Source organism: Mycoplasmopsis primatum ATCC 25948 (genome assembly GCF_000702785.1).
In the GTDB taxonomy this organism is placed as follows: Bacteria; Bacillota_I; Bacilli_A; order Mycoplasmatales; family Metamycoplasmataceae; genus Mycoplasmopsis; species Mycoplasmopsis primatum.
In genome coordinates, this window is record NZ_JNJV01000004.1 from 28,928 (window position 1) to 41,612 (window position 12,685).

The window sequence follows — 12,685 nt, forward strand, 5'->3', positions numbered from 1 at the left end:
TAAGCATTATGTTTAAAAGAAAAGTAACATTGAGCTGTGAGCTATGTCATAATCTAAATTATGGAACACACAAAAGCACAACAAGCATTGAAAGAATAATTATAAAAAAATATTGCTCTAAGTGCAATCAACACACAGTGCACAAGGAAGAAAAATAATGACACAAACAAATAAAAAAGAACCTAAAACAGAGAAAAAGAGAAAATATTTAATTAGAAAATTTGTTAAAGAATTAAAAAGAGTCAGATGGCCTTCAGCCAAAAAAAGTTGATGATCATTTATCCAAATTATAATTTTTTCAGCTGTGTTCACATTAATTGCAATTGGCTTTGTTACATTAGTTACCTTAATTTTTACAAAATCAGGAATCAAAACAGGAGGGAAATAAGTATGTCACATTTTCAATGATATATGATTAGTACAGTTTCAGGCAAAGAAGATAAAGTAGTTGAGGCTTTAAAAAACCGTATTGTTAGTGAACAAGTTGAAGAAAGTTTTAATCACGATGCAACACCAGATGGAGCATTTAAAATTTTCAAAAAACCTGTATTAACAGCTAAAGAAGCAGAAAAAAAAGCTTTAGGTGAGCCATATAAAGTTAAAATGAATAATATGTATGGCGGCTATATTTTTATAAATATGGATATGACTGATAAGGCATGATTTGTTGTGCGTAATACTCAATATGTGACTGGTCTTATTGGTTCAGCTGGTAAAGGTACAAAACCAACACCTGTTAGCAAAAAAGAAATTGATTTAGCTTTTGAAAAAGAAAAACAACTTTTAGATGATTTTAACAATGGGAAAGTTGTCGAAAAATTCAAAATTGGCGAAATAGTAGAAATTACTGATGGGCCATTTAAAGGTACAACAGGAAAGGTTTTAGAAGCCTTTGATTCAACTCAAAAAGTAACTGTCGAAGTTGAGCACTTTGGTAAAAAAGTTCCTACTGATTTTGATTATTCAATTGTTGAAAGTCAAGAAAAATAATTTCAATTAAAAAACACAATATAAACATTAGCTCGAAATTATTATTTTGAGACTTTTTTAATAAACTAAATAGAGAAGATTTTTTGCATCTTATTAGATTATTTTAAAATTTAATAAATAGAAAAATTATTTAATAATGCCAGAGGAGGTGATTAATAAAATGGCCAAATATACAGGTATTGAGTTATTTGCTGGAGCTGGTGGCTTAGCCTTGGGTTTAGAAAAAGCAGGTATTGAAAGCAAATTACTAGTTGAAATAGATCCAAAAGCATGTCAAACATTAAAAAAAAATAGACCCAATTGAAATGTTATTGAAGATGACATAGCAAACGTCAATTTTACTAATTTTCATGGAAAAATTGATGTTGTTAGTGGAGGTGCTCCTTGTCAAGCTTTTTCCTATGCGGGAAAAAGATTAGGCTTTGATGATGATAGAGGAACTTTATTTGCTCAATTTGCAAGGTGTGTAAGAGAAACTAAACCTAAGATGTTTTTATTTGAAAATGTTGCTGGAATGTTGACCCATGATAATGGGCAAACATTTCAAACTATAACGAATCTTTTTAGGTCGTTAGGTTATATACTAATTCATAAGATACTAAATGCTGCTTATTATGGTGTGGGTCAAAAAAGAAAAAGATTGATTATCGTAGGAATCAGAGACGATTTAAAAGACAGTATAAGTTTTGAACTTCCACACGCTGATAAAAAAATGACAGTTCTAAAAGATGTTCTAAAAGATGTGCCCAACAGTCCATATCAACCATATAGTGAAAATAAAAGAAAAGTTATAGAGCTCGTTCCTCCTGGTGGTTGCTGGGTGGATTTACCAGAAGATGTAGCTAAAAAATATATGGGAAAAAGTTATTTTTCACATGGAGGAAAAAGAGGTATAGCGAGAAGAATTTCATGAGATGAACCTAGTTTAACATTAACCACATCTCCATCACAGAAACAAACTGAGAGATGCCATCCATCAGAAACAAGGCCTTTTACTGTTAGGGAATATGCTAGAATTCAAAGTTTTCCAGATGATTGAAACTTTTATGGTAATTTAAACGACCAGTATAAACAAATTGGAAATGCTGTTCCGGTAGAGCTAGCTAAGAGAATAGGGCTAGAAATAATAAAAGCATTAGACATGGAGTTTTTAAATGCAATGAACAATTAATTTTATAAATCAAAAAGACTTTAAACAACACATAAAAAACACAATCAAACACTATGGCGATAAGCTGATAGTCTATAATCTTAAAAAATTTAATAAAAATTTAATCGATCCTATAAAAATGATCTTTGATAAAGCAGTTTATAATGCTGAATGGGAAACAATTATTGCAAATGAAATATTTCGACAAAGAGACAAGTCCAATACAAATGAAATAGGCTATTTTCATCAAAGAATTTTTAAATATATTAAAAATTGCCATGTGCCTGATAATGGAAAAGAAGGTGGCTGAGATATTATTGTTGAAAATGAAAACGGATATTTATTAGATGATGGTAATAAAGTAGCAAAGATATTTGTTGAGCTTAAAAATAAACATAATACAATGAATTCTTCATCTGCTAGTAAAACATATATGAAAATGCAAAATCAATTGTTGCATAATGATAATTGTGCCTGCTTTTTAGTTGAAGTTATTGCAGCCAAAAGTCAGAACATTACTTGACAAACTATTGTCGATGGGCAAAAAGTATCACATAATCGTATTAGAAGAGTAAGCATTGATAAGTTTTATGAAATAGTGACAGGTCAAAGTGATGCTTTTTATCAAATTTGTAAAGTTTTACCAAAAATAGTAAATGAAGTCATTGATGAAGAAAATGAGATAGGTGTGCCTAAGGATAAAGTCTATAGTGAGATAAAAAATATGGCTAGTGGTTTTGTTGGAACGGATGAAAATATGGGCATGATATTATCCATGTATATGTTAGGTTTTAGTACCTATAATGAATTTAATTTTATAGCCGATAAAAATCCAAATATTAAGTAATTTCTTAGGGAATGAATTATCTATTTTTTCTATAATATAAACAAATATAGAAAAATATACAAGTATTGTAATTTCTTAAATATTGTTAAAATTTAAATATGAATGAAAATTTTAATAGTAAATTAATGCAATTTAAACTTTGGATTAAAAATGCAAAAAGAATTGTATTTTTCAGCGGCGCTGGTGTTTCCGTAGCTTCTGGCTTACCAGATTTCCGTGGAACAAACGGACTATATAACAAAAAATTTAATGGTTATAACCCAGAGAATATTTTAAGCCATTCATTTTTTGTTAGCCATCCAAAAATGTTCTATGAATATTATTATTCTCAAATGTTTAATAAAGACATTAAACCAAATATTATTCATAAGACAGTTGCAACTTGATGTAAGGACAAAGATTCTAAAAACATTGTCATTACACAAAATATTGATAATTTAGACCGCTTAGCAGGCAATACCAATGTTATTGAGATACACGGAAATGCTAATATCAATTATTGTACTAAATGTTCTGCTAAATATGATTTCATAGAAACTAAAAAACTAGCAATGCTTAATGATTTTATCCCTCTATGTTTAGACTGTAAATCTATTATAAAACCAGATGTTGTATTATATGAGGAACCACTTAATTCCGATTCTATCAATAAGACTATTGAATATATTTCAAATGCAGATTTATTGATTGTAGCCGGCACAAGCTTAAATGTTTATCCAGCCTCATCCTTTTTACAGTTTTATAATGGTAAAAAAATTGTCGTTTTAAATAAAGAAGACATTCAACAAAAAGTGATTTATAAAAATGATTTAGATGTAGATTTAATCTACTTTAATGAGGATATAAAATATGTTTTTGAAAACTTATAAGTATAATTAATAAAGATTTATTATGAATAATAATTTATATACCAACAAAAATGTAAAAGCGATGAATAGAAAATATAACAAAGAGTTGAAAAACTCTTGTTTTAATAAAAATATTATTTCCATTAATTATCGAAAGAAATCTTTTATAGAATTTATTATTAAATTTTTTATAAAAATAATAATGCTTATTGCTGTTTCTAAAACAGTTAACAAAAACAAAACCAAAATGGATGAATTAGTTAATAGAGTTTATAAAAGATTTACAGGCAAGGACTTTGCTTTTATTCCTATATCATTTGCATTTTATTTACTTATTTCTTTTATTCCAATCGTTATGTCTGTTTATGTAATGCTTAATTTATTGCCTATTAATCTGAAAACCTTATTTAAAGAGGAAGTATTACAAAAAATTATTCCAGGTCTCGAATCATTTATTGATTCTATGCCTAAAACATGAGACACAGGAACATACGCTGTTATTATCCCCCTTTTTCTTGCTTCACTATGAGTGTCATCAGGCGGGTTTTCTAAATTTATATATAGTATTAACTATATTTATAGACATGAAACCACCGGTAATTGATTTATTAATAGATTAAAGGGCTTTATAGTTGTTTTATGTATCACTGTTTTTATTTTCTTATCTATGTTTATTTATCTTTCATTTTTTAAAATGATTAATATGGATAAAGCATCTGAAACCAATAAAAATATATATTTTTACATTGTATTTTCAATTTACTTAATGGCAAACTTATATTCTGGCTTTTCTATACTTTTAAAATTTACTCCTGCCTTTAAAATATCATGGTCATTAGTTACACCAGGAGTTTTGATTGCTTCTGTTCCTACGATGATTTTTGTCACAATATTTGGATATTTAACCTCATTAATTAATTACAATAAATTTGGTATTTTTGGTGTCTTTATGTATATAGCTTTATTAGTTTCAAATATGGCATATTTTATTTATCTTGGCATAATAGCAAACGAGGCATACTATAAAACTTTTCACTCAAGATACACCATATCTAAAAAAATTTGATTTAAAAAATTCTTATAAGCTGATTTTTTCCTTTTATATCTATAAAACAACTATTTTATTTAATTTTAATTATTTTTTTATTCAACTTTTACCATAGATATTTTCAGAACTATTTAAAACAAAATCGCTCCTTTTTTTGTTCTGCTGAGTCGCGATATTGTTATAAAAATAGTGATTTTTAATTTTTATTTTATAATTTAATAATACATATATAAATAATTATATTATAGAGGGCTAATGAAAAAGAAATATAAAAGGATTTTAATTAAACTTTCAGGCGAAGGATTAGTTAATAAAGAAAAAAGCCTAGCGATTGACTATGAACTCGTTGGGGACATTGCAAGGCAGCTTAAAAAAATATCAGACAAAGGCATACAAATATGTATAGTAATTGGCGGCGGAAACTTTTTCCGTGGTGCTAGTGCTGAAAAGAATGGAATACCTAGAAATAGAGCTGATTATATTGGTATGCTGGCAACAATTATGAATGGTTTAGCGTTAAAAAGCGGCTTTGAAAAAGCAGGTTTAAAAGCCAGAGTTCAATCGTCTCTTGTGGTCGATCAAAAAGTAGCTGAAAATTACATTAATGAAAAAGCTGATAAATATCTTAACGAAGGCGAAATTGTAATCTTCGTTGGCGGAACCGGTCGTCCTTATTTCACAACTGACACAGCTGCAACTCTTTTTGCTTCCGAAATTAAAGCAGAAGTTATATTAATGGGCAAAAATGGTGTTAATGGAATTTATGATTCTGATCCTAAAATAAATGCTAATGCTAAAAGGTTTGAAAATATTTCATATGATGAAATACTTGAAAAAAAATTACAAGTTATGGATCTCACTGCTACAAGTATGGCAAAGGATAACAACATAGATTTAATAGTTTTTAATATTAAAGAAAAAGATGCTATTGTACGTGCTATTGATGGCAAAATAGAATATACTGAGGTTAAAAAATAATGGACTTAGATTTATATATTTTACAATTAGAAGAAGAATCTGAAAAAGCAATTAATCACTTAACTTTTGAGCTCTCTAAAATTTCAACAGGTAGAGCAAATCCTCAAATTATTAAAGGAGTAAAAGTCAACTATTATGATTCGCTTACTCCGCTTGAAGAATTAGCATCAATTAGTGTCCCTGAACCACAACAACTATTAATTAAACCGTTTGATATTTCAAGTGTTAAAGATGTAATTAAAGGTATCACAAATGCATCATTAGGTATTAACCCTGTTGATGAAGGAAGTCAAATTAGAATTACTTTTCCACCACTCACAACTGAAAGACGTAAAGAATTAACAAAAAATTTATCAAAACATTCTGAAAATGCTAAAGTGGGCATCAGAAACGCTCGCCAAAATATTAACAAAGCTATTAAATCTAATGAAGAATTATCAGAAGATGATCAAAAACATTTCTTAAATGAAGTTCAAAAAGTGGTTGATAAAAAAATAGCTATTGTTGATGAAATTGTGAATAAAAAAGAAAAAGAAATTATGACAATTTAAGCCCTCAATATTCATTTTTCCATTTATGGAATTTTAAAAATAGAATATAATACTTTTGATATTTTTCTGGTCTTTACTTATTTATGGCACCATAGCCAAAAGGCCAAGGCACGAGTCTGCAAAACTTTGATTACCGGTTCGAGTCCGGTTGGTGCCTCCATATTTATGCGCCCATAGCTCAATTGGACAGAGTGTTTGGCTACGGACCAAAAGGTTAGGGGTTCGACTCCTCTTGGGCGCGCCAGTTCAATGAAAATTGACCAAAATTAGGCAAGTCCTAATTTTTTTATTTTACACAAGCAATATATGAATATTCCGTAAAATCACAGTGCGAAATTTAAACCTATTATAGTTCATGGTATTTGAAGGCTGATTGGAATTATGATTGATATTCTAATTAAAAAATCTAAAAAAATATCAAAGGCGTAATAAAGTGAATTAAGAAAATCAACGCTCCAAAAACACATTATTGAGATTATATAAATTAGCTCAAAAATTGGTGTTAAAAGTATTCCAAAAATAATAGCAAACAAATTAAAATATTTATTTATTTTTAAAACAATTGGCAAATTAAACAAAAAAATCAAACCTAAAATTAATAAGTTTTTAACTCATGTTCTCTTAAATTTAACCACTCTATTAAGAACCAATATTAAAAGCGAAGATGAGAATGAAAATATAAAAGTATATGAGAAAATAGAATTAAAGTTGATGAAAAAAACTACAAACAATGAAATAAGTCAACCATCAAGATATTTAAATTGGTAGCTTCTAACCCTTTTTTGTGTCTTAGTAATTTGCATAATCAAACTTCTTATTCCGGAAATGTAATTTGACAAAAGAGCTATATATCAAAACATAATAAATCAAATTACATAGTTAAATTTGGTAAATTTTTTTGTAATAGGTTTGAAGAATATACCTATAACAAAGAATAATATGTCAAAATGCAATCCAGAAATAGCTAGCAAATGAGGTACATTAATTAACATAACCTTACTGCTTGCTATTTTGTCATTAATAAAACCAAAAACAATAGTTTTTCAATATCTTGAAAAATAAATAAAGTTATCACCATAACATTGAATCATTAAATTGATACTTCTTGTTGGATAGACTATTTTTTCAACATATGGCTTATTTAATAAGTATGTAATTGAGTTGGATATAAAAAAATTATTATCATAATTTAATTGTTTTATATCTGTTGTAAGGAAACCGGAGACATTTACTGTAGCGCCTGGAATAACTTTCATAGGTGAAACAAATAAATTAGTAAAAACTAGAATATTATGATTATTATTACTGATTATAAAATAACTATTGGTTGCCTTCGAAACTACCCCCTCAATAATATATTTTCCATTTTCAACATTTTGATAATTTAAGTGATGAATAATGAATGAAATGTAAATTAAAATTGAAAAAATACCTATTGCTAATACAGGCCAATTTTTAATATTAATAAATAAAATTATCGAGATGTAAATTATGATTCAAATAAATTTTGTTTTCACACTGAAAACGGCTAAGTGCACCAATATAGGCAAGCACAATGCAAGCAAGTTTAAATTTACAGAATTAAAATTTTCTTTAATTTTGCAAGTGTTTTTGATCCAATTCCTTTTAAGTGCGCTATATCATTTCATGTAATATTTATTTTTTCTCTCCTTAATTGAAACAAAAGAGTGGATATTTTATTTGACAAACCCATATTTAAAAGTTGATTTTTGTCTTTTATATTTATTCAACTTATTTTAGAAAAAGGTCTTTTTTCGACATTAGATTTTAGATAAGGAATGTAAATTTTACAGTTGGTTTCATATGATTGGTCAAGATTAATGTTCGATAAATCAGCGTTTTGGAGTTTTACAACATTTAATATTTCTTTAAGCGAGATGCCTTTTTTGAAATAATGTTTGCCTTGAAAAAGTACTGCCCCATGTATATCAACAGATATTGTTTGGTTATCGTCAGATTGTTTTCTAAAAACTGTTTTGTTGCTTTTAAAAGCAATTGTAGCAGATATTGATGCACCACAAATAACCATTCCTAAACCAATTAAAATATTTTTTCATTTCATTTCATAATTTAAAATCAAAACTTCTTATTCATGTAAAAAAAAGCGAATAAAAATGAGAAAAATCATTTAATTTTCTCATTTTTGTATTTAATTAAATATATGTGTTTATAAAATCTAATAATTTTTTTGGTTCTTTTTCATGATATAAAACATCAATAATACTCCATAAAAATGGTGTTTTAATATCTTTCATAGTAAGTAAAATTTCTTCTAAAATTTTAGCATTGTGGTAGCCTTCCACTGTTTTTTGGTTATTAGCTAAAACATTTTTTAAACCATTTTTTGCTACTTCATAACCAAATTGAAAATTTCTACTTTTTAGACTAGAACAAGTCAAAAATATATCACCAATGCCCGCTAATTCAAAACCAATTTTATAACTTCCGTGTGGCATAAATTTTTGATAAATCTTATGGATTTCTTTAACGCCAATTGATAATAATGCAGCTTGTGGATTTTGAAAAGGCATCATATAATTAATCATCCCTATACCAATAGCTAGAACATTTTTCAATGCTGCATATAATTCACTTCCTGTTTCGTTGGGATTTAGCACAAGTCTAAAATAGTCATTATTGAAAATTTTAGTAACATCCATTAAGTAGTCCAAATTAGGCCCAACAATATTAATCATAGTTAGTTTATTAGCAAATACTTCGACAGCAAATGAAGGACCAATAATAGTACAATAGTCTTCAATATTTTCGCGGAATTCATCATTTATAACGCTTGAAAAAAACTTCTTACTTTTAGAATCAATCCCTTTAGCCACATTAATAATTTTAATTTTACGGTTGCCAATGATATCTTTTATCTGTTTCAAAACGCTAATGATAGCATTTGATGGAACGGCCAAAACTAGAAAATCAAAATGTTCGAGCGCTTGTTTTAAATCTTTTGTGGCACGAATATTTTGAGGATTGTTAAACTTTTGATCACCGAAGTATTTTGAATTAATTCCATGATTAATATCATTTACTTCCTTATCATCAATGCCTCATAATGTTACTTGATGATTATTATAAGAGAGAACACTTGCAAGACCGCTGGCTCAAGCTCCTGAGCCAATAAATGTTATGTGTTTTTTCATAGGTTCCTTTTCTAAAAATGCTGTTTTATAGACTAATTCAATAATTTATATAGTTCTAAAATTGTTTCTAAATTCAGTTGTTGAATTCTTATATTCTCATTTAGATTTAATGTTTTAAATACATTTATTATAAGGCTTTTATCATATTTTGTTTGTAAAGATCAAAATAACTTTTTCCTTCTTGCTAAAAAACAAAGCTTAAAAAAATCTTTTAAATTATCATAATTATCATTAATATTTTGATAAAAATCAAAAGACACAATTGCTGAATCCACTTTTGGTGTAGGAGTAAAGTTACTTTTGCTTACAAACAACTCTTTTTTTACTTTAGCGACATATTGGCAAGTTAAACTAAGTTTAGAATATGAATCAGTATTAGGTTGAGCCACAATTCTGTCCGCAACTTCTTTTTGTACCATCAAAATAGCCCTTTTAAATAAATATCTATTTTCGATAATTTTTAAAATTATTTCGCTCGTGATGTAATATGGAATGTTTCCTATAATTGTAAAATTTGAGTATTCTGTTAAATTTGTAGTTAAAAAATCCTGTTGTATTAATAGCTTATTATCATTGTTAAAAATTCCTAGATTAGACAAATGATCGACCATATCATGATCAATTTCAAAACAAATAAGGTTTGTGGTTATATTAACTAATTCCTTGGTGAGGGCGCCTTTGCCAGGCCCTATTTCTATAATGTTTTTTTCATCAACCATTAGTAGCCCAATAATTTTTTTAATTATTGATGAGTTGTTTAAAAAATTTTGACCAAATTTCTTCTTAGCTTTAATGTTTTTTTGCAAAGTTTATACCAAAGAGTTCTTTTGCGTTTTTTAAAACTTGGTCAGTAAATTTTTCTATTGAAAGATTTTTAATACCAGCAATATAGTTAGCTGTATGAATTACATAATTAGGATAATTTTTTTCACCTCTCTTAGTTGCTGGTGGTAAATAAGGTGCGTCTGTTTCAGTTAAAATCCTATCAATAGGCATTCATTTTAATACTTCCATCAATTGTTTGTTATTTTTATAAGAGACAATAGCACTAAAACTAAAATAACATCCTAATTCATAAAATTTTTTAGCTCAATATAGGTCTCCACTAAAAGTATGAATCATAAAATCAACATCAGGAAATTCATCAATTATTTTATATAAATCTTCATATGAATCACGCATATGCACCACCACAGGTAAATTGTGTTTTTGTGCTACTTTAATTTGTGCTTTAAACGAAGCAATTTGTTTTTCCTTATTTGTTTCAGGATAATAATAATCCAAACCAATTTCACCAATAGCTATAACATCTGGTGTTATCTGCGAATTAATAATTTCACCATCATCAGTACCGGTTGATAAATTAGGATGCACACCAATAACAGGATAAGTGTAATCAAAATGTTTACAAATGTTTAGCACTTCTAAATTTTCAACAGGATCACAGCCAGTTACAAGCATTGCCACTAAGCCTTTGCTGTGCGCTTTTTCAACAACGTGAAAATTATTCTCATAATACATTTTAATTGGATGTGTGTGACAATCGATATATTTAATAGCCATATTTTCTCCTTATTTTCCTAAGCAAAAATTTTTAAACATTTCATCAAGTAAATCTTCATTATCAGCCCTACCTGTGATATCAGCCAAGCTAGATCATGCCTGTCTTAGATCAATTATTGTGACGTCAAAATCATAATGGTTATCAATTGCACTAAGTGCGTCATTAATTGATTGATATGCTTTTTTAATTAATGCTAATTGACGTGCATTATTAACATAGTTATAGGAATTAATATTTATATTAGCAAATGCAGAAGCCAATTTTTCTTTTAGTATGTCTATGTCGTTATTTTTTGCACTAACATAAACGGCATCTTTATTTTTACTACTTGACTTTGTAATTAAATCTTTTTTATTAATTATTGGCATATAAACTTTATTTAATTTAATTGCTTCCTCTTTTATTTTTTTATCAAAGTCATCATTTTTTTGCAAAGGGTCAAAAATATGTAAAACAATATCAGATTTAGATATTTGTTCAAATGATTTATCAATACCTATTTGTTCAATTTTTTGCTTTGTTGCTCTAATCCCAGCTGTATCAATAAATTTAAATAGAAAACCTTTATATTGCCATTGAGCCTCAATAACATCTCTTGTTGTGCCTGCTATATTTGTAACAATCGCCTTATCTTCTTCTAAAAAAGCATTTAGTAATGAACTTTTACCAACATTTGGCTTACCCACAATAGCCACTTTAATACCATCAAAAATAATTCTTGAAGACTCACTTAGTTGAATTGCTTCTTTTATTTTTGAACTAATTGCTTTCAATCTTTGCGGCAAAGCATTATTAAACGGGTTATCAAAATCATATTCTGGATAATCAATTGAAACTTCCATTTCACCTATTAAATAGACCAATTCGTCTTTTAGCTCTTGAATAAATATTGAAGTTTTTCCGTCAAATTTTTTAATAGCTATTTTACTTTGTACTAATGATTCAGCATGAATTAAATCATTAATAGCTTCTGCTTTAATTAAGTCCATTTTTCCATTTAAAAAACTTCTACGACTAAATTCACCAGGCTCAGCCAATCTTGCACCATTAGCTATTAATAATTCTAAAATTCTATTAGTGATTATAATTCCACCGTGACAATTAATTTCCACAGTGTCTTCGCCAACAAAGTTATTTGTTCCTTTATATCACATACATAAAACTTCATCAATAATTTCACTTTCATTAGTTGTATCAATGATTTTTCCAAATGTAATAGTTTGATTCTTGCCAACTTTACCAGTAAAAATTTTTTTAACAATTTCAAAACTTTGGAAGCCACTAACTCTAATAATTGATATGGCTTGATTGATTTTTCCACCAGAAGAGATTGCTGCTATTGTATCATTTATCATAATAGTTTTAATTTTACAATAATTGAAACGAATATTAACTTTCTAAAAGTGTATAAAAATGAGAAAAGCAGGCTTCGTATATTATTTTTTTCCGCATTCATTTTTTTCAATTTGCAACATGTTTGTAAAAATATGAATATTAAAGATAATTTTTTAAATTTATTTGTTAAATACATATTAT

General features: G+C 27.6%; 15 protein-coding genes and 2 tRNA genes. 11 read left to right on the top strand and 6 right to left on the bottom strand.

Annotated elements, in window-relative coordinates:
- Positions 1-8 precede the first annotated feature (8 nt).
- The 11 genes from rpmG to T386_RS0100875 all read left to right on the top strand — a co-directional run bounded on the left by rpmG (position 9) and on the right by T386_RS0100875 (position 6,656).
- The gene (rpmG, locus tag T386_RS04480; RefSeq protein ID WP_084274147.1) at positions 9-158 is read left to right on the top strand and encodes a 50S ribosomal protein L33; all 150 of its coding nucleotides are present in this window, start codon (positions 9-11) and stop codon (positions 156-158) included.
- A complete protein-coding gene (locus T386_RS0100830; RefSeq protein ID WP_029513284.1) occupies positions 158-388 on the top strand; it encodes a preprotein translocase subunit SecE in 231 nt (76 codons plus the stop codon). Before rpmG ends, T386_RS0100830 begins: the two co-directional genes overlap by 1 nt.
- 2 nt (positions 389-390) lie before the next feature.
- Positions 391-990, top strand: coding sequence for a transcription termination/antitermination protein NusG (gene nusG / locus T386_RS0100835; RefSeq protein WP_029513285.1), 600 nt, complete (start codon positions 391-393; stop codon positions 988-990).
- Between the two features lie 160 nt (positions 991-1,150).
- Positions 1,151-2,161 (top strand): DNA cytosine methyltransferase, encoded by a 1,011-nt coding sequence (locus T386_RS0100840; protein ID WP_029513286.1) that lies wholly within the window; start codon positions 1,151-1,153, stop codon positions 2,159-2,161.
- On the top strand, positions 2,145-2,987 hold the full coding sequence (locus T386_RS0100845) for an Eco47II family restriction endonuclease (RefSeq protein ID WP_029513287.1): 843 nt from the start codon (positions 2,145-2,147) through the stop codon (positions 2,985-2,987). Before T386_RS0100840 ends, T386_RS0100845 begins: the two co-directional genes overlap by 17 nt.
- Before the next feature lie 125 nt (positions 2,988-3,112).
- Positions 3,113-3,856, top strand: coding sequence for an NAD-dependent protein deacylase (locus T386_RS0100850; protein ID WP_235732236.1), 744 nt, complete (start codon positions 3,113-3,115; stop codon positions 3,854-3,856).
- A gap of 22 nt (positions 3,857-3,878) precedes the next feature.
- Positions 3,879-4,919: a YihY/virulence factor BrkB family protein gene (locus T386_RS0100855; RefSeq protein WP_029513289.1), complete on the top strand. Its 1,041-nt coding sequence runs from the start codon at positions 3,879-3,881 to the stop codon at positions 4,917-4,919.
- A 219-nt stretch (positions 4,920-5,138) separates the two neighbouring features.
- Entirely contained in the window at positions 5,139-5,861 is a 723-nt protein-coding gene (pyrH, locus tag T386_RS0100860; RefSeq protein WP_029513290.1) for a UMP kinase, read from the top strand.
- Positions 5,861-6,412, top strand: a complete 552-nt coding sequence (gene frr, locus T386_RS0100865) for a ribosome recycling factor (protein ID WP_029513291.1) — start codon at positions 5,861-5,863, stop codon at positions 6,410-6,412. Before pyrH ends, frr begins: the two co-directional genes overlap by 1 nt.
- Before the next feature lie 85 nt (positions 6,413-6,497).
- A tRNA-Cys gene (locus tag T386_RS0100870) sits at positions 6,498-6,572 on the top strand.
- 7 nt (positions 6,573-6,579) lie between these two features.
- Positions 6,580-6,656, top strand: a tRNA-Arg gene (locus T386_RS0100875).
- Positions 6,657-6,678: 22 nt separating this feature from the next.
- Here the strand turns inward: T386_RS0100875 and T386_RS0100880 are convergent.
- The 6 genes from T386_RS0100880 to mnmE form a co-directional block, all read right to left on the bottom strand.
- Complete coding sequence (locus tag T386_RS0100880; RefSeq protein ID WP_029513292.1) at positions 6,679-8,061, bottom strand: MAG0480 family ComEC-like protein; 1,383 nt, start codon at positions 8,059-8,061, stop codon at positions 6,679-6,681.
- On the bottom strand, positions 7,986-8,495 hold the full coding sequence (locus T386_RS0100885; protein ID WP_029513293.1) for an MAG0490 family ComEA-like DNA-binding protein: 510 nt from the start codon (positions 8,493-8,495) through the stop codon (positions 7,986-7,988). The genes T386_RS0100880 and T386_RS0100885 overlap by 76 nt, the downstream gene beginning before the upstream one ends.
- A 91-nt stretch (positions 8,496-8,586) precedes the next feature.
- Complete coding sequence (locus T386_RS0100890; protein WP_029513294.1) at positions 8,587-9,585, bottom strand: NAD(P)H-dependent glycerol-3-phosphate dehydrogenase; 999 nt, start codon at positions 9,583-9,585, stop codon at positions 8,587-8,589.
- Between the two features lie 32 nt (positions 9,586-9,617).
- Positions 9,618-10,391, bottom strand: a complete 774-nt coding sequence (rsmA, locus tag T386_RS0100895) for a 16S rRNA (adenine(1518)-N(6)/adenine(1519)-N(6))-dimethyltransferase RsmA (protein WP_029513295.1) — start codon at positions 10,389-10,391, stop codon at positions 9,618-9,620.
- Positions 10,375-11,148: a TatD family hydrolase gene (locus T386_RS0100900; protein ID WP_029513296.1), complete on the bottom strand. Its 774-nt coding sequence runs from the start codon at positions 11,146-11,148 to the stop codon at positions 10,375-10,377. The genes rsmA and T386_RS0100900 overlap by 17 nt, the downstream gene beginning before the upstream one ends.
- Before the next feature lie 9 nt (positions 11,149-11,157).
- Complete coding sequence (gene mnmE, locus T386_RS0100905; protein ID WP_029513297.1) at positions 11,158-12,504, bottom strand: tRNA uridine-5-carboxymethylaminomethyl(34) synthesis GTPase MnmE; 1,347 nt, start codon at positions 12,502-12,504, stop codon at positions 11,158-11,160.
- Between the last annotated feature and the right edge of the window lie 181 nt (positions 12,505-12,685).